Genomic DNA, 16,650 nt, shown 5'->3' with positions numbered 1-16,650 from the left:
TGGATACAACCGGATACGAGCTGCCGTCGATACCCCCAGCCTACGCTCAGCACCCGGTCACCGAGCCGGCGGCGGCGGGCGCGGGCACCGGACGGTGACGTCCGGATTCGAGTACGGTTGACTGGTTCCGAATGTTGCTGGGGCACAGAACTGCTGGGGGCCTTGATGTCGGCACTGGGACGACCGGGGTGGGTACTCGCCGACCGCTACCGGTTGATCGAGAAGCTGGGCAGCGGCGGATTCGGGACCGTCTGGAAGGCGCGTGACGATCAGCTGCGCATCGATGTCGCGGTGAAGGAAGTGCTGCTCCCGCAGTCCGAATCGAGCGCGGAACATGCCGAACGCGTCGCGCGGGCCGAACGCGAGGCCCGCAATGTGGCACGGCTGCGCGATCATCCGAACATCGTCAATGTCCTCGACGTGGTCACCGACGGCCGGACGCCGTGGATCGTCATGCGCCTGGTGTCGGGCCGTTCCCTGAAGCAGCGGCTCGACAGCGACGGGCCGATGGCCGTCCCGGAAGCCACCACCGTCGCCACCGCCCTGCTGGCGGCCCTGCGCGCCGCCCACGCGGCCGGTGTCATCCACCGCGACGTCAAGCCGGGCAATATTCTGCTCGCCGCCGAGGGCGAGGTGCTGCTCACCGATTTCGGTACCGCACGCCATCATTCGGATCACACGCTGACCGCCAAGGAGTCGATCATCGGCTCCTTCGAGTACATGGCGCCCGAACGCATCGACGGCGACGACAGCCCCGCCGGTGACCTGTACTCCCTCGGCGTCACGCTCTATCACGCCCTGGAGGGGGTTTCCCCGTTCCGCCGCGACACCATTCACGGAACCATGAAGGCGGTGATGTTCGGGACCGCTCCCCCGCCCGCGCGCGCCGGGCAACTCAGTCGGCTGATCACCCGGCTGATGGACAAACAACCGGAGCGACGCCCCTCCATCCCCGACGCCCTGACCCTGCTCACCGCCCGGACGCCACCGGCCCTCGCGTCCAAGCCGGAAGCCCCGGCCGAGAATCCCCGGCCGCCGGGAGCCGGTCGCAGACGGGGCGAGGTCGGCCAGCTGCTGGCCCGCGCCCGCGACCATCAGAAGCGCGGTGACATCGGCGAAGCCGAACGGCTATTACGCCAAGCCGCCGCCATGGACGACGCCCTGTCGATGTCCTTCCTGGCGCGGCTACTCGAAAACCGTGGCGCCCGTACCGAAGCCGAGCGCTGGTACCGGCGGGCCGCCGAGAACGGCGAGACGCTGTCCATGCTCACTCTCGGCCACATGTGTATGAAGGCGGGCGATCTGGGCCAGGCCGCCTATTGGTACCGCCGCTACATCGACAATGGCCACATTCTCGGAAAGGTCCACCTGGCAACGGTTCACGAGGCCCTCGGCGAGCACGAGCGCGCCGAACTCCTCTACCGGGAGGTGGAACAGGACGGCGACATGGTCGCCCTGAAGGCCCTGGGCGACCAGTGGAAATCCCTGGGCCGCACCGGACCCGCCCAACGCGTCTACCGCAAATCCGCCCGCGCCGGTTATGCCCCGGCGAAGGCGGCGCTCGAGCGCATGCCCGGGGCCCGGCCTGAGAACAGGCCGGGCCAGGCACGTTCCACCTAGTTGATCGAGGCCGCCAGCCGGTCGGCGTACGGGGCGGTCCACTTGCCGACGATGGGTAGTTCCGCGCGGACGCCACCAACGTTGTTGGCCTGCACCATGGCCATGATCCAGACGACGAGCGCGAAGAGCGCGACGAGCAGTCCGACCAGGCTGAAGATGATGCCCACGGCGCCGAGCAGCGAACCGAGGATGCTCAGCACGATATTGACCACCGAGACCGCCCCGAAGAAGACGATCGATTGCGCGGCATGGAACTTCACGTCGGGGTCGTTCTTCCCCACGAACAGGAAGATGATCCCGGTGAGCCACCCCAACGCATAGGACAGGATCGCGCTGGTCTTTTTGTCCATCCCGGCTGACTGGGGCCGGTCGGCAGGAGGTTGAGAAGATGTCATGCGGCAAGTAGATGCCGCCCCCGGTCCCCTACCGATCCCAACTTTCCGCACGCCCAGGAAATAGATTGCGTGCGATGGATTTTGTGAATCGCCGTATCGGCGGACGGCGAGGCTGGGATCGTGAGATGCGGAGAATCCCGACGGAAGGTCCGCATCATGACCGCCACCCATCGCCCGATCGCACCGTCCACCGATGACAGCGCGGCGATCGCCGAACTGCACACCTCGTTCGCCCGCCAGCGGGCCGCGTTCGCGCAGCAACCGCATCCGAGCCGCGCGGAACGACAGGATCATCTGGGCGCACTGGCCGCCATGATGCTCGGCAGCCGGGAGCGGATCAGAAGTGCGGTGTCCGAGGACTTTTCGGTGCATCCGGAGCTGTTCACCGACCTGGTCGAAGTGCTCGGTGTGGTGGGCCGCGCCGTGTACGCGGCCGAGCAGCTGTCCACCTGGATGGCGGACGAGCCGCGGTTCACCGACCCCGGCCTGTACGGCTCCGCGCAGGCCGCGATCCGGTATCAGCCCAAGGGCGTGGTCGGCAATATCGTGCCCTGGAACTTTCCGTTCGACCTGTCGGTCGGCCCGCTGGTGGAGATGCTCGCCGCGGGCAATCGGGTGATCCTGAAGCCGTCGGAGTTCACCCCGGCCTGCGGTGAACTGCTGAAGGAGATGATCGCCGCCACCTTCGACGCCGACCGGGTCACCGTCGTCACCGGCGGCGTCGACCTGGCTCGCGCGTTCTCCCAGCAGCGCTGGGATCACCTGCTGTACACCGGAAATCCGGAGGTCGGCCGGTTGATTGCCGTCGAAGCCGCGAAGAACCTGGTCCCGGTGACACTGGAACTGGGTGGCAAGTGCCCGGCGATCCTGACCGCGGACAGCATCGACGCGGCCTCGGTCGAACAGGTCCTCGGCACCAAGCTGATCAAGAACGGCCAGATGTGCATCTCGGTCGACTACTGCCTGGTCCCGCGCACCGGCCTCGACGATTTCGTCGCCCTGGCCCAGGCGCACATGGCCGAGCACGCCCCGAACTTCTCCGACACCGGCGATTGCACCGGCATCATCACCGAACGCCACCTCGACCGTTTGATCGATCTCCTGGACGAGGCCCGCGACGCGGGCTGCACCATCGTCGACCTCCAGCCCACCGCGAAGGTCGACCGCGCGAGCCGGCGCATGCCGCTGTCCCTGGTCCTCGATCCCGCCGACGACCTGGGCGTGATGCGTGAGGAGATCTTCGGCCCGATCCTCGTGGTCAAGCCCTACGACACCCTCGACGACGCGATCACCCACGTCAACGCGGGCGAAAAGCCGCTCGGCCTCTACGTTTTCGCCAAGGACGCCGCCCTCGCCGACCAGGTCCTGACCCGCACCTCCTCCGGCGGCGCCTGCGTCAACACCTGCGCCGTCCAGGGCGCCCTCCCCGCCCTGGGTTTCGGCGGCATCGGCACCAGCGGCAACGGCCGCCACCACGGCATCGAAGGCTTCCGCGAATTCTCCAACCCCCGCGGCGTAGTCACCCGCGGCGAAGGAGACCTCATCGCCGCCCTCTACCCGCCCTACACCGACCTCGCCCAAGCAGTAGTCACCGCCGCCCTCGAGGGCTGAATCACACCCAGAACCCTTGGCGGACAACAAAGAAGGCCCCGACCGATTACCCGGTCGGGGCCTTCTTCTTGTGCGCCATCAGGGACTCGAACCCCGAACCCGCTGATTAAGAGTCAGCTGCTCTGCCAATTGAGCTAATGGCGCGTGTATCGCCGCCGGGGGCTTGGGCTTTCGCTTTGGCTCTCTGCGGTGCGGAAAGAACATTAACAGGAGTCTGCACGGAAAGTGAAATCGCCCCTCTGAGCTGGGCGTTTTCCGGGGGGTCGAGGGTTGTTAACGCGACGGGGGTGATCTCGGATGTTTGGGGAGAAGCGTGGTGGGTCGGCACAGGCGTGCGGTCGGGCGCCGAGACGTGAACGGGGTTGCGATGAGTGGCGCGAAGGGTCGGCGACGGACGGGGCGGTTGCTGGGTGTGGGGGCGGTGGTTTCCGTGCTGGTTTTGGCGGTGGTCGGGTGTTCTTCGGGGAGCAAGCACCAATCCTCGGCGGGGGCAATCGATTCCAATCCGATCGGCGAGCTGATCAAGCCGAAGGTGATCGCGCCGGTCAAGGACGGGGACAAGGGGGTGTCGCCGGGTGAGCTGACCTTGAAGGTGGAGGACGGCAAGTTCACCGATGTGGCGCTCACCAATCCGGACGGCAAGCCGGTCGCCGGTCAGCTGACGCAGGACGGCAGTTCCTGGCAGCTGACCGAGCAGCTCGGGTTCGGCAAGACCTACAAGCTCAGCGCCGCCGCCATCGGGCTGGGCGGATCCACCACCGCGACTATGAGTTTCACCACGATCACCCCGAACAATCGCACGCATCCCTACCTGCTGCCCGCCGAGAACGATGTGGTCGGCATCGGCCAGCCGGTGGCCGTGCAATTCGACGAGAACATCCCGGATCGCCAGGCCGCCCAGAATGCGATCAAGATCACGACGACGCCGGCGGTCGAGGGCGCGTTCTACTGGGTCAACAATCGTGAGGTGCGCTGGCGGCCGCAGAACTATTGGGCCCCGGGCACCAAGGTCGACATCGCGGTCAACGCCTACGGCCGGGATCTCGGCAATGGATTGGTCGGCGACAGCGACATCCACTCCAGCTTCACCATCGGCGACGCCACCATCTTCACCGCCGACGACAACACCAAGATGGTCACCGTCGAACGCAACGGCCAGGTGATCAAGACCATGCCGACCTCGATGGGCAAGGACTCCACGCCGACCGACAACGGCGTCTACATCGTGGGCGACAAGTTCGACCGGATCATCATGGATTCCTCCACCTACGGGGTGCCGGTGAACGCGCCGGGCGGCTACAAGACGCCGATCGACTGGGCGACGCGAATCTCGTACTCGGGCATCTTCTTCCACTCGGCCCCGTGGTCGGTGGGCCAGCAGGGCTATGTCAACACCAGCCACGGCTGCCTGAATCTGAGCCCGGCGGATGCCAAATGGGTCTACGACAACGTCAAGCGCGGTGACATCACCATCGTGAAGAACACCGTCGGCGGCACGCTCTCGGGCGTGGACGGCCTGGGCGACTGGAACATTCCGTGGGACCAGTGGAAGGCCGGTAACGCCGACCGCAGCTGACAGACGACACGACCGAGGGGCGCCGACTCGATTGTCGGTGCCCCTCGGTCGTGCTCGACAGGAATCTCCGGGTGGCGGTTCTACTTGGTGGTGCCCGGCACCTGGTTGGGATTGGTCTGGATGTTGTTGCTCTTGAAGCCGTCGCAGCCCAGCGCCGCGAAGCCCGAGAGCGCGGACGCCGTGCCGAGCACCGTGCACGGGCCGCCCGGTCCGGCGGATCCGGTGCTCGCCGAGCCGAACGCGCCGCCGAGCTTGAGGCCCGAGGACCCGGTGACGTTGGCCTCCATCGGGTCGTTGGGGGCAGGGTCGGTCGAGGTGGGGGCCGGTGTCGTCGTGCCCGGTGTGGTGGCGGCCGGTGTCGTCGTGGAGGTGGAGACGTCGATGAGCGGAATCTCCGCCGACGCGAGCGGCGCGGCGGTCACGATAGCCGCAACGGCTAGCAAAGTGGTTACGGCACAACGATTCACGTGCGGAGTCCTTCTGATCGAGCGCGGGTCGGGGGCCCCGACTCCCCCAGTTTCCAGAGCAGTCTACGAAGATCGTGTGAGCCGCGCGGCAAAATGCGACACACTGACGTTTCTCTCACACTCCGGGGCCCTGACCTCACGCTTCGACGCGTGCGACCGCCCGGACCGGAGCGCCGTCGGCCCCGGGCAGATTGAGCGGGAACAGCGAGACCTCGATCGGCCGTCCGGCCTCCTGCAGCGCCAGTAGTTCGGACAAACCGGTCAGATTCTCGGCGATCACACCGTGCGCGCCGCACAGGATCCGATGCACGGGAATCTCCTCGGTCGGCGTCGGATCGACCGACAGCGCGTCGACACCGATCGTCCGCACCCCGACCGCGATCAAATACTCGGCCGCCGCCACCGTCAGATGCGGATGGTTCAGGTACTCGTGGGTGCCCCAGTGCCGCGACCACCCGGTGACGATCAACACGATCTGCCCCGCCGCCACCCGGCCTTCGAAGAACTCGCGCCCGATCGCCCCGCCCGCCCCGGCGGCGCGCGCGTCGATCACAACCGCGGGCCCCAGGAACCGTTCCAGCGGAAGCTCGTCCAGGGTGGGCAGCGCGTCGTCGATATGTCGTGGCGCGTCCACATGCGTCCCCGTCTGCGAACCCATATCCAGGTGCAGCACATTGACGCCGTCGACGGCCACCGTGAGCGCGGGCCGGAGTGTGACCTCCGGGTCGCCGGGATACACCGGCATACCGGACCTGATCGGTACCGAAAGATCGATGATGCGCACTTTCCGCCTGCCTCCCTGTGATTTTCGCGCGAAGATGACAGCAGCAAGATCGAATGACGCCGCGCCGATGAGGCTGGGAACACTACAAGATTCGAGAATCGCCATGTCTGCCATACATATTGCCGTGTTGAACCGCAGTACCGTACTGACCGACGCCCAGGTATCCGCCGTGGTGCCCGCCCTGCAGACGCAGGTACACCGGGATTGGGCCCCCGCCTGGGGCAGTGACGCCGACCTGACCTTCGTGGCAAGCAATCAGCAGCCCGAGCCCGGCGCCTGGTGGCTGGTCGTCTCCGATGATTCGGATCAGGCCGGCGCGCTCGGCTACCACGACCTCACCTCCGAGGGGCTGCCGATCGGAAAGGTGTTCGCGCGCAGCGACCAGAACGCCGGACTGCAGTGGACCGTGACCGCGAGCCACGAAATGCTGGAGATGCTCGCCGATCCCGACATCAACCTGGCCGCCTACGTGTTCACCGCCTCGACCACCGGCACCATCTACGCCTACGAGGTCGCCGACGCCTGCGAGGCGGATCAGTACGGGTACCAGATCGACGGAGTCACGGTGTCGGACTTCGTGTTTCCGGCCTGGTTCGAGAACTTCCGCCAGGCGGGCAGCACCCAGTTCGACTTCGGCAAGCACATCACCGCGCCGTTCCAGTTGCTGCCCGGCGGCTACATCGGCGCGTTCGACATCAGCGGCGGCAGCGGCTGGCATCAGCTGACCGCGCAGGACACCACGGCCCAGTACTCGATGCGGGCCCGGGTCGGCAGCCGCCGCGAGCGCCGCCGCACCCCGCGTGACCAGTGGCTGCTCAGCGACCCGCGGTGAGATAGGCCACGTTTCGTATGCCACCGGGTTGCTGGTCCCTGGCCAGCAACCCGGTTCTCGTCTAGGCTCGCCGGGACAATCACATACAGGGCCGCTAGGAGTCGTGGCGGGAGAACCCCGGTCAACGGGGTACCGAAGGAGCAACCTCCCCGGAATCTCTCAGGTACAGATACCGTTTCGACCAGGCCACTCTGGAAAGCAGGCGCCTCCGCGCCTCACCTACGGTGCAAATCGCGTCCGCGCGGTGAAGCTCTCAGGTCCCGTGACAGAGGGGGAGATCCGATAACCGGGCGAGTGCCCGGCTGACCAGAGGACCTCCCATGCCCGGCCGTTCCCCGTTCCTGCCCCGCACCGCCGCCGAACCGACTCCGATCGATGCGCGCCCACCCGTCCCCGCGCTGGACACCCTCGCCGCCGCCGCACTCGGCCGCCGCTGTGCACTGGCCGCCGTGCTGGACTACACCCGCCGCTTCACCACCGCGTATTGCCGCGCCGCACTCGGCGCGAGCCCCGACGCCGATCGGCTGGCCACCGAGGTCAGCGCCACCGTCGCCACCGGCTGGCCCACCGCGCACGCCGAGCGCCGCGACTTCCTGGAATACCTGCATGCGACCGCGCACCGCGCGGCCCGCCTCGCCCGCTACGAGACCCCGCCGTCTCGCCTCCCCGGTCAGCTGACCGATCTGCAACGCGAAATCCTCACCCTGCGTGTGGCGGTGGGGCTCTCGCCACTGGAAACCGCTGTCGCACTCGGTATCCGGGTGCTCGACGTGCATCGGGACTCCGGCCGCGCCCTGACCCGGCTGCGGCGGACCGCGCATCGGCACACGGCCGCGTGCGCCGTCGCCTCTTGACGAATCCCGCAGCGTCGTAGCCCGATCCGCCTCGCTACTGCGCGACGGCCAGCGCCAGGGTCGCCGCGGCGAACGCGAAATACGCTCCGGGGAAAGCGATGTTGTGGATGACGCGGGTGCGAACGTGGACGATCAGGGCGGCGGCGAAGTACAGGACCAGGCCGAGGGCCGCCGCGATGCCGAGCGGGCGGGCGACCAGGAGGCCCAGTAGGACGCCGATGGCTCCGGCCATCTTCAAGGCTCCGGCGAGGGGGATCCAGGGGCGGGGGAAGCTGACGGCGTCGGAGTTGGCCAGCACGAAATCGGCGCGGGCGAAGTCGGCGACGGCCATGCCGCCGTTGATGGCGATCGTGACGACGGCGGCGATCAGGTAGGCGGTGAACATGATTCGAGCCTCGCCGGGCAGGGTTCACGCGTCCAATACCTGCATCTATAACCTGATGGCATGGATGTCGACACCCGGCTGCTGCGCTACTTCGCCGCGGTGGCGGAGGAGGGAAATCTCAGCCGCGCCGCCGAGCGGCTGTTCGTGTCGCAGCCGGCGTTGACCAAACAGATCAAACAGCTGGAGGGCCAGCTCGGCGTGCGGCTGTTCACCCGGTCGAAAGCCGGTATGGCGCTGACGGATCCGGGGCGGGCCCTCGCCGCCCGGGTGCCGCGGGTGCTGGGCAGTTGGGACGAGGCGCTGACCGAGACTAGGAGCGCCGCGAGCCGGGCGGCCAGCGTGCTGCGGGTCGGGTACGTGGCGAGCGCGGCCAATGAGGCCACCCAGCTCATCATCGCGGAGTTCAGCGGGCGCAGGCCGGGCTGGCGGGTGGAGATGCGGCAGGCGGCGGCCTGGTCGGATCCGACCGCCGGACTGCTCGAGGGCGAGGTCGATGTCGCCTTGCTGCGCTTGCCTTTTCCCGGCGACCAGGCCCTGCGGACCCAATGGTTGCTGACCGAGCCCCGGTGGGTCGCGCTGCCCGAAGCGCATCCGCTCGCCGCCCGGGCGGCCATCGAGTTCCACGAACTGTGGGACGAGCCCTTCGTCGCGGCCCCGCCCGAAACCGGTGCGTGGCGCGACTTCTGGCTGGCGGCCGACGAACGCGCGGGCCATCCGGTCCGCATCGGCGCGATCACCGACCGCACCGACGATTGGCTCACCGCCGTGGCCAACGGCTACGGCATCGCCCTCGCTCCGGCGTCGGCGGCCCGCTTCTTCGCCCGCCCCGGCATCGTCTACCGCCCGGTCACGGGTGTCAGCCCCACCCGGGTCGGCGTCGTCTGGCGGCCCGCCGCCGACACCGACCCGGTGGTCCAGGACTTCGTCCGCAGCTGCCTCGCCCACCGCGGGGCATGAGCGACCTCGGCGCGTGAACAACCTCAGAGGGTGGCGGCCATCTTCTGCGCGGTGGCGGCGTGGCCGTACTGGTTCGGATGGAATTGCGCGCCTTCGCCGTTGTCGACCGAGGTGCCGTTGACCCAGCGGTCCGGGATGGCCTCGCAGACGTCGTGACCGTTGTAGATCTCGTAGGTGCTGAAGTACTCGGTGCCGGTCTGCGACTTCAGCATGGTGTTGAGGCCGCCGATGACGGTGTCGCGGGCCCAGTCCACGTCGGCGGGCAGCACCGGTTGCCGACCGGCACACAGGGCGGCGTTGTCGGGCAGGATGTGCGGGTAGCCGACCAGCACGACACGGGCCTGGGGCGCGCGGGACTTGATGTCGGACACCAGTTTCGCGACCTTGGCCGAGGCGTCCGAGAGGCGACCGGGCATCGAGGCGTCGTACTTGTTCTTGCAGCCGAGCAGCAATTCGGCACTGCCGCTGGTGCTTCCGGTGCCGAGATTCTGCAGGACCGCGCTGCCCGTCCCGGACCCCGTGCCGAGGGTGCCCGCTTCCACGCAGCTGCGCACGATATCGGTGAACCCGATGTCATTGCCGCCGACACCCAGGGTGACCAGATTGGTGTCGGAGGTGACCGCGGAAAGCTGGGTGCTGGTCACCGAGTCGGTGGTCGCGCCCCCGCAGGTGACGTCGGTGAGGCTGTACCCGCGGGCCGCTGCGAACAGGTGCGCGTAGTTGCGATCCGACCGCGAGCAGGTCTTGTCCAGGATGTTGGAGATCCCGACCCCCGCCGCATACGAATCCCCCAGCGCCACATACTTACCGCCGTCGGCATGGGCGGGCGCGATACCCACCAGCGATCCGGCCGCGACGATCGCAATAGTGGACAGGCAATGCTTCAGTTTCACGGTAGACGTCCTCGTAGATGGCGCTCGGGTGAGTAGCCACCGACGGTACGAGACGGCCTACCGGCCAGTAGGGCAAGTTGCCGAATCGTTACCTTTCGACCGGGAGGGATCGTGAGGCAGCGAATTCGGCCATGTCGACCTGGCGCATGGCGTTGGACAGGGCCGTGATGGTGACGGTGCCGAGCGGGCCGCTGCGGTCGTACATGGTGGCGGTCGCGGTGGCGATGCCGTCGGCGGACATGTGATCCTGGGCGAAGAGGCCCACCTCGCGGCCCTCGGGCAGCCGGGAAAGGGTCAGGGCGACATCGGTATTGATGTAGCCGACGCCCCCGGTCCCCCAGTTGCACACCAGGTTCGCGGTATCGGCGACGAACGCGGCCCGTTCGAACGGAGTGACGGGGAGGCCCTCGACCACGGCGGGAACGTTGTTCCAGGCGGCCTTGCGCAGCGCATTGACACCGGAAGCGAAATCGTGGGTCCAGTCCAGGTCACCGGACTTGAACAGGGGCGGATTGCCGAAGGGCCCGTCCAGCGGGGTTTCGGGGACGGGCAGTTCCCGGGCGGGTTGCCAGACCTCACCCGGCGGCTCGTCGGCCAGGGCGAGAAAGTGCACGGTGGCGCGGGCACGCACCTGGCCGTCCTGGACGACGCTCGCGTCGGCGACGCGGATGCGGCGCCCGTCCCGCACGATCGAGCTGCGCAGTTCCAGCGGCTCGTTGCGGACGGGACTGAACAGATCGACGGTGAAGCGGGCGGGCCGGAAGTCCGTTCCCGGACTGTGGTTTTCGAGCTCGTGGGCCAGCAGGCCACAGACGGCGGTGCCCGCCAATTGTGCGTCCGACCATGCGCTGACCGCCATCTGACTCGCGGTGTAGCGACCGTTCTCCCGAGTGAAGAACGCGACCATGCTGCCTCCCCTACCGATTGTTGATCTTCCAAATTAGAACACGTTTCAGAAACGCGAGGGAGGACCCCGCTTCGGTCAGCGGAGAAAACGGGCGGCGAGCAGCGAGTCCTCGAAGAAGACGATGCGGGAGATGCCCATGCACGTCGTGTCCAGGAGCACAACACCGGACAGCTCCTCGCCGTTGTCCGACCGCCGGTAGGCGACGGCGGCGGGACCGCCGTTGGCCGCGGTCGGCACCAACCGCCAGAGTCCGGGAACCGGCAGCACCTGCTCGGCCAGAAAGGGCAGGCAGGTCCGGCGGCCCGCGAACCAGGTGGAGCTGGGCGGCATTTCGAGACTGGCGTCCAACAGCAGCAGGTGTTCGAGCTCGGCGAGATCCGCGTTCTCGAACGCGGCGATATACCGCTCGAGCAGCGCGAGGGAATCGGCATCGGTCGGCGGGATCACCCGATCACGCGCGGGCGACACCTGATCGAGCGTCGCGCGCGCCCGCTGCAGCGCGCTCTTCACCGCCGCGACGCTGGTCTCGAGCAGCTCGGCGACGTCGCTTGCGGGCCAGTCGAGTACATCCCGCAACAGCAGCACTGCGCGCTGCCGCGGTGGCAGGTACTGCAGACCCGCCACCAGCGCCAGCCGCAGGCTCTCCCGGGAGACGACGATCGCGGCCGGATCATCGGACTCCACGCTCACCAGGGCGTCCGGAATCGGCTGCAGCCACTCCACTCCGGACCCGTCGGCGAGCGCCGCACCCCAATCCGCCTCGGGCGCACCCAAACCCGAGGGCAGGGGTCGGCGCGAGCGTCGTTCCAGCGCGGTCAGACAGACATTGGTCGCGATCTTGTACAGCCAGGTGCGCAGGCTCGACCGCCCGTCGAAACCCGAGTATCCACGCCAGGCCCGCAGATACGTCTCCTGCACCAGATCCTCTGCCTCGTCGACGGATCCGACCATGCGATAGCAGTGGGCCAGCAGCTCGCGCCGATGCGGCTCGGTCGATTCGGTGAACTGGCGATCCGGGTTCACAAGACCGGAACGTACTCCAGTGCGACCACGCCATTGTCGAAAGTTGTTGTATTCGTGAGCTTCAGGCCGAGATACTTCGGGTCGACGCCGTCGAACAGCCGCCCGCCGTGGCCGACCACCACCGGCATCACCGCGAAGCGGAATCCGTCCACCAGACCGTTCTCGATCAACGGGCGGTCGAGCCCGCTGGTGCCGTACTTGATGATGTCCTTGCCCGGCTGCCGCTTCAGCTCCCGGACCGCGTCGACCAGGTCGCCGGTGAGCAGCGTGGCGTTCCAGGTCGCCGCTTCCAAGGTCGAGGAGGCCACGTATTTGCGCATGCGGCCGATGGTCTCGAAGTATTCGTCGCCGGTGATACCCGACCAGTTGGCCAGGAACTTCTCGTAGGTGACCCGCCCCAGCAGCATGGCGTCGTAATCCGCCAGCTGCCGCAGCGACGCCCGCTTGTTCTCCGCGTCGAAGAACGGGTTGGCCCATTCCTCGGGCGACTCGACGACGCCGTCCAGGGAGACCAGGGTCGATTCGATCAGTTTTCGCATGGGATTGCCTCGCTCGGGTCCGGCGACCGGCGTCTCCGATCGCTCACCGGTACTGACCCGGACCCGAGCGAAAAGGAATCGGAGCCTGATCAATTCACCCAGGGCGGGGTGATGACGGTGCCGTCGAGGAGCTCGCCGGTGAAGCCGACGGGCGCGTTGACCAGGACTTCGGCCGGGCTGTCGGCCGGATTGTCCAGGCGGATGGTGGATCCGGCGGGGGCCACCGCGGCGTCACCGGCGGCCAGTACGGCGGACTCGCCGTCGATGGTGATCGTGATGCCGCCGGAGAGGACGACGAACGCCTCCTCCCGATGGATGCGATGCGGGACGCCCTGCGTGCCGGGGGTGATCTCCAGCCGCCACAGGCACAGTTCGCTGCTGCCCATGCTCGGGCGGATCAGCGGGGTGAAGCGGGAGCCGTGCATTTCGTGGACTTCGGTGTCGGCGGCGTGGATGACGGACATGGCCTTCTCCTTTGGTCAAGCAGCTTGACTATATGGTCAAGCTTGTTGACTTTTCTGTCAAGTGCCAAGATCTCTGACATGCCCGGATACGCACAGGACCTGCCGCTGCTGCTGCTCGCGGCCGCCGCACAGGTGACCGACGCCGTCCACCACGGCACCGTGGCGGCCGGATTCACCGATATCCGACCCAGCCACGGCTTCGCCTTCGTGCGCATGGCGCCCGACGGCGCGACCGTCGGCGAGCTCGCCGAGCATCTCGGCGTGACCAAGCAGGCCGCCAGCCAATTGGTCGAGGAGCTCGTGAAAAAGGGCTACGCCCAGCGCAATCCGCACCCGAGCGACGCCCGCGCCAAGATCGTCACGCTCACCGAGCGCGGCTGGGCGTGCACCCGCGCCGCCGACGCCGCGCTGGCGAGGTTCACCGACCACTGGGCGGCGACACTCGGCCCGGAAGCGACGGTGGCGCTGCGCAATACGCTCACGCGAGTGGTCGTACCCGGCCGGGTACGACCGTCGGCGTGGTGAATTCGGTTACCGCTCAGCCGAGTTCGAGGGTGGTGACGCCGAAGACGCGTTCGCGGCGGAACGGGCGCACCGGCCCGGTGTACATGCGCGCGGTCTCGAAGCTGGGCCGCAACCCGGCCTCGGTGACCAGCCGCACCGCGGGCTCGTTGTCCAGCGGGACATCGATCGTCAACGGGATCCCGGCCGCGTGCGCGGCGAGCGCCGCCAGCAACTGGCGGGCGTCGAGTGGCGTGTCGGCGAACAGCGGTCCGACGCGCAGCGATTCGCGGGCCGGGCGCAGGGTGGCGTAGCCGGTCACCCGGCCGTCGACGATGCGGGCGAAGGTGCGATGCCCCGGCTCGGTCAGCCACGCGGTGAGGAAGGCCGGCCGATCCGCCGGACCGCACTCCGCGTCGTAGGGCAGCAGCGCCACGAAATCCGCCGGGTCGAGCGCGGCGATGGTGTCGTCCGGCAGCGGCAGGCGCGGCACACCGGTGAATCGCGCACTGCGATAGGCGAGTTCGAAACCGCTGCGCCGGTAATTGTCCTGCTGATCCGGCACGCCGTCGAGCCCGACGACCCGGTCCCCCGCATGCTTCATCCCGGCCGCCCAGGTGGCCAGTCCGAAGCCGCGCCCGCGCAGATCCGGGCGCACGAGATAGAAACCGAGAAAAGCGAATTCGTCACCGTAGTTGACCACCGACACCGCCGTGGCGGGCTCCCCGTTCACCCGCCCCAGGAAGAACCCGTCGGGATCCTGGGTGAAGAACGCGGTGACATCACGCGCGCCGGGGTTCCAACCCTCGTCGGCAGCCCATGCCACGACCGCGGCCCACTGCGCGGGAGTAGCACGGGAAATGACCAGATCATCGATACGCACGGCATCCGGCATGCGAACACGGTAGCGGCAAAACCTCTGCTACTCACGCAGATTCAAGCAGATGGGGTGCCCCTCCGGATCGAGCACCACACCCCACGGCAGCTGATTGTCCCAATCCGGATTGAGGCCCGGCTGGAACTCGGGAATGCTCGCGCCCAGGGCCACCGCGAGATCGGTGGCCTGATCGATGTCGGCGACATTCATATCCAGGTGCACGCGCTTGGGGTGGGCCGCGTCGTCCGGCCACGGCGCGGCCGTGTGTCCGGGCACGAAACCGAAGCACAGCACCGACTTTCCATCGGTGATCAGCGCGTACTCGTCCTCGGCGTGCATGATCCGCCAATCCAGCAGGGCACTGTAGAACTCGGCGAGCCGGCCCGGATCGGCCGAGTCGATGGTGACGCAACTGAGCACGATCGGCGCGGTCACGGCGAGTCCTTTCAGCTGGGCAGAGCCCTTCGGTCGGTGGAGCTGCCATCGAACTGCCCGGTCACCATAACCCGGCGCTCGGGTAGTGTCTGGCACAGCATGGCCGACTACGCGCATTCCGATCACGCCAGCCGCAGCCGGGAAGAGAAGGCCCGGCGCCTGGCCGCGTACATCTGGGCGCGCGGCATCACCGGCGACGAACTCCTCGCCATGCCCGCCGCGCAACGCCGCAAACTGGCCCGCGCCGCCGACACCAATCCCCCGAGCACCGAGGAAACCTGGCAGGTAGTGGCCCGGCTGCTCACCGACAAGGACGCCTGGGCCGAGCGGCATCCCGCCCACCCCGCCGCCCACCGCGAACACTCCGACGAGAAGATCCTCTGGGTGAAACCACCGGTCAAACCCTGGGAGTAGCGGGCCCCGACCCTTGACAGCAAGAAATGAACGGTAGTTCACTGCTTGAGTGTCCCCCGACTACGAGAACCACTCCGGCACCCGCCCGGCCGCCTGGCGCGACGATCTGACCGGCGGTGACGACTCGCTGTTCGCGGGGCGTCCGGAGCCGGTCGACGAATACACCGGCCGCACATTGACCTACGAGGTGACCGGGCGGATCGCGCGCATCACCTTCAATCGGCCCGAGCGTGGCAATGCCATTACCGCCGATACGCCGATCGAGTTGGCGGCGGCTGTCGAACGCGCGGACCTGGATCCGCGGGTGCACGTCATCGTGGTGAGCGGGCGGGGCAAAGGGTTTTGCGGCGGATACGACCTGTCGATCTTCGCCGAGAACAATCACGAAACCGGCACCGTTGCTCCGGCTGAGGGATCGCAGCCGACCGAGGGCACCGTGCTGGATCCGGTCGTGCAGGCGCGCAACCATAATCCCTGGGGCACTTGGGATCCCATGGTCGACTACGCCATGATGTCGCGATTCAACCGCGGGTTCTCCAGCCTGCTGCACGCCAACAAGCCGACGGTGGCCAAGGTGCATGGCTTCGCCATCGCGGGCGGCACCGATATCGCGCTCTACGCCGACCAGATCATCTGCGCCGACGACGCCCGCTTCGGCTACCCGCCCACCCGTACCTGGGGGATCCCGGCGGCCGGGATGTGGGCGCACCGGGTCGGCGACCAGCGCGCCAAGCGGCTGCTGTTCACCGGCGACAGCCTCAGCGGCAAGCAGGCGCAGGAGTGGGGTCTGGCCATCGAGGCCCCGCCCGCCGACGAGCTCGACGCCCGCACCGAGGAACTGCTGGAACGCATTTCGCGGGTGCCGATCAACCAGCTGGTGATGGCGAAGCTGGCGCTCAACAGCGCGTTGCTCAATCAGGGCGTGCTGAACTCCGGCATGATCAGCACGGTGTTCGACGGCATCTCCCGGCACACCCGCGAGGGCTACGCCTTCCAATTGCGTTCGGCCACCGCCGGTTTCCGCGAGGCCGTGCGCGAACGCGACGAACCGTTCGGGGATTGGAAGCGCGCCCAGTTCGAGCCGCCGAAGGACTCCCGGCCAGCCGACGACTGAGC

20 protein-coding genes, 1 tRNA gene and 2 riboswitches are annotated in these 16,650 nt (G+C 67.8%); of the genes, 9 read left to right on the top strand and 12 right to left on the bottom strand.

Features of this window, described 5'->3' with window-relative positions; translation table 11 throughout:
• The first annotated feature begins 165 nt into the window (after positions 1-165).
• A complete protein-coding gene (locus tag ACYVN4_RS28450) occupies positions 166-1,620 on the top strand; it encodes a serine/threonine-protein kinase (protein WP_460725086.1) in 1,455 nt (484 codons plus the stop codon).
• Here the strand turns inward: ACYVN4_RS28450 and ACYVN4_RS28445 are convergent.
• Positions 1,617-1,970 carry a DUF4870 domain-containing protein gene (locus ACYVN4_RS28445; RefSeq protein ID WP_460725085.1) on the bottom strand — a complete coding sequence of 118 codons (354 nt, stop codon included), beginning with the start codon at positions 1,968-1,970 and terminating at the stop codon, positions 1,617-1,619. The two genes, ACYVN4_RS28450 and ACYVN4_RS28445, sit on opposite strands and share 4 nt — an antisense overlap.
• Positions 1,971-2,171: 201 nt before the next feature.
• Here ACYVN4_RS28445 and ACYVN4_RS28440 point away from each other — a divergent pair, with 201 nt between their 5' ends.
• Complete coding sequence (locus ACYVN4_RS28440) at positions 2,172-3,626, top strand: aldehyde dehydrogenase family protein (RefSeq protein WP_460725084.1); 1,455 nt, start codon at positions 2,172-2,174, stop codon at positions 3,624-3,626.
• Positions 3,627-3,697: 71 nt separating this feature from the next.
• Here ACYVN4_RS28440 and ACYVN4_RS28435 read toward each other — a convergent pair.
• Positions 3,698-3,770, bottom strand: a tRNA-Lys gene (locus tag ACYVN4_RS28435).
• A 223-nt stretch (positions 3,771-3,993) separates the two neighbouring features.
• Between ACYVN4_RS28435 and ACYVN4_RS28430 the strand changes: the two genes are divergently transcribed.
• Positions 3,994-5,202: a L,D-transpeptidase gene (locus ACYVN4_RS28430; RefSeq protein WP_460725083.1), complete on the top strand. Its 1,209-nt coding sequence runs from the start codon at positions 3,994-3,996 to the stop codon at positions 5,200-5,202.
• Positions 5,203-5,282: 80 nt separating this feature from the next.
• Here ACYVN4_RS28430 and ACYVN4_RS28425 read toward each other — a convergent pair whose 3' ends face one another.
• Positions 5,283-5,624, bottom strand: a complete 342-nt coding sequence (locus tag ACYVN4_RS28425) for a hypothetical protein (protein WP_460725082.1) — start codon at positions 5,622-5,624, stop codon at positions 5,283-5,285.
• Positions 5,625-5,805: 181 nt separating this feature from the next.
• On the bottom strand, positions 5,806-6,453 hold the full coding sequence (locus tag ACYVN4_RS28420) for a cyclase family protein (protein ID WP_460725081.1): 648 nt from the start codon (positions 6,451-6,453) through the stop codon (positions 5,806-5,808).
• A 127-nt stretch (positions 6,454-6,580) separates the two neighbouring features.
• Between ACYVN4_RS28420 and ACYVN4_RS28415 the strand changes: the two genes are divergently transcribed.
• On the top strand, positions 6,581-7,285 hold the full coding sequence (locus tag ACYVN4_RS28415) for a hypothetical protein (RefSeq protein WP_460725080.1): 705 nt from the start codon (positions 6,581-6,583) through the stop codon (positions 7,283-7,285).
• 97 nt (positions 7,286-7,382) lie between these two features.
• Positions 7,383-7,470, top strand: a riboswitch (glycine riboswitch).
• Positions 7,471-7,564: riboswitch (glycine riboswitch) on the top strand.
• A gap of 41 nt (positions 7,565-7,605) precedes the next feature.
• A complete protein-coding gene (locus tag ACYVN4_RS28410) occupies positions 7,606-8,139 on the top strand; it encodes a hypothetical protein (protein WP_460725079.1) in 534 nt (177 codons plus the stop codon).
• A 34-nt stretch (positions 8,140-8,173) separates the two neighbouring features.
• Here ACYVN4_RS28410 and ACYVN4_RS28405 read toward each other — a convergent pair whose 3' ends face one another.
• Entirely contained in the window at positions 8,174-8,524 is a 351-nt protein-coding gene (locus ACYVN4_RS28405; protein ID WP_460725078.1) for a DoxX family protein, read from the bottom strand.
• A 60-nt stretch (positions 8,525-8,584) separates the two neighbouring features.
• Between ACYVN4_RS28405 and ACYVN4_RS28400 the strand changes: the two genes are divergently transcribed.
• Complete coding sequence (locus ACYVN4_RS28400; RefSeq protein WP_460725077.1) at positions 8,585-9,481, top strand: LysR family transcriptional regulator; 897 nt, start codon at positions 8,585-8,587, stop codon at positions 9,479-9,481.
• A 23-nt stretch (positions 9,482-9,504) separates the two neighbouring features.
• On the opposite strand, the gene ACYVN4_RS28395 is transcribed toward ACYVN4_RS28400, so the two are convergent.
• The 5 genes from ACYVN4_RS28395 to ACYVN4_RS28375 all read right to left on the bottom strand — a co-directional run bounded on the left by ACYVN4_RS28395 (position 9,505) and on the right by ACYVN4_RS28375 (position 13,307).
• Entirely contained in the window at positions 9,505-10,374 is an 870-nt protein-coding gene (locus ACYVN4_RS28395; protein WP_460725076.1) for an SGNH/GDSL hydrolase family protein, read from the bottom strand.
• An 88-nt stretch (positions 10,375-10,462) separates the two neighbouring features.
• The gene (locus tag ACYVN4_RS28390) at positions 10,463-11,281 is read right to left on the bottom strand and encodes an acyl-CoA thioesterase domain-containing protein (protein ID WP_460725075.1); all 819 of its coding nucleotides are present in this window, start codon (positions 11,279-11,281) and stop codon (positions 10,463-10,465) included.
• A gap of 75 nt (positions 11,282-11,356) precedes the next feature.
• Positions 11,357-12,304 carry an RNA polymerase subunit sigma-70 gene (locus ACYVN4_RS28385; protein WP_460725074.1) on the bottom strand — a complete coding sequence of 316 codons (948 nt, stop codon included), beginning with the start codon at positions 12,302-12,304 and terminating at the stop codon, positions 11,357-11,359.
• Positions 12,301-12,843 carry a dihydrofolate reductase family protein gene (locus tag ACYVN4_RS28380; RefSeq protein WP_460725073.1) on the bottom strand — a complete coding sequence of 181 codons (543 nt, stop codon included), beginning with the start codon at positions 12,841-12,843 and terminating at the stop codon, positions 12,301-12,303. Before ACYVN4_RS28380 ends, ACYVN4_RS28385 begins: the two co-directional genes overlap by 4 nt.
• A gap of 89 nt (positions 12,844-12,932) precedes the next feature.
• Positions 12,933-13,307, bottom strand: coding sequence for a cupin domain-containing protein (locus tag ACYVN4_RS28375; protein ID WP_460725072.1), 375 nt, complete (start codon positions 13,305-13,307; stop codon positions 12,933-12,935).
• A gap of 78 nt (positions 13,308-13,385) precedes the next feature.
• Between ACYVN4_RS28375 and ACYVN4_RS28370 the strand changes: the two genes are divergently transcribed.
• On the top strand, positions 13,386-13,832 hold the full coding sequence (locus ACYVN4_RS28370; RefSeq protein ID WP_460725071.1) for a MarR family winged helix-turn-helix transcriptional regulator: 447 nt from the start codon (positions 13,386-13,388) through the stop codon (positions 13,830-13,832).
• Between the two features lie 13 nt (positions 13,833-13,845).
• On the opposite strand, the gene ACYVN4_RS28365 is transcribed toward ACYVN4_RS28370, so the two are convergent.
• Entirely contained in the window at positions 13,846-14,703 is an 858-nt protein-coding gene (locus ACYVN4_RS28365) for a GNAT family N-acetyltransferase (protein ID WP_460725070.1), read from the bottom strand.
• A 27-nt stretch (positions 14,704-14,730) separates the two neighbouring features.
• Entirely contained in the window at positions 14,731-15,120 is a 390-nt protein-coding gene (locus ACYVN4_RS28360) for a VOC family protein (RefSeq protein WP_460725069.1), read from the bottom strand.
• A 99-nt stretch (positions 15,121-15,219) separates the two neighbouring features.
• Between ACYVN4_RS28360 and ACYVN4_RS28355 the strand changes: the two genes are divergently transcribed.
• Positions 15,220-15,534, top strand: coding sequence for a hypothetical protein (locus ACYVN4_RS28355; protein WP_460725068.1), 315 nt, complete (start codon positions 15,220-15,222; stop codon positions 15,532-15,534).
• A 49-nt stretch (positions 15,535-15,583) separates the two neighbouring features.
• The gene (locus ACYVN4_RS28350; protein WP_460725067.1) at positions 15,584-16,648 is read left to right on the top strand and encodes a crotonase/enoyl-CoA hydratase family protein; all 1,065 of its coding nucleotides are present in this window, start codon (positions 15,584-15,586) and stop codon (positions 16,646-16,648) included.
• Positions 16,649-16,650: the final 2 nt, after the last annotated feature.

Source organism: Nocardia heshunensis (genome assembly GCF_054782115.1).
This window is presented reverse-complemented; position numbering and strand designations above follow the sequence as displayed.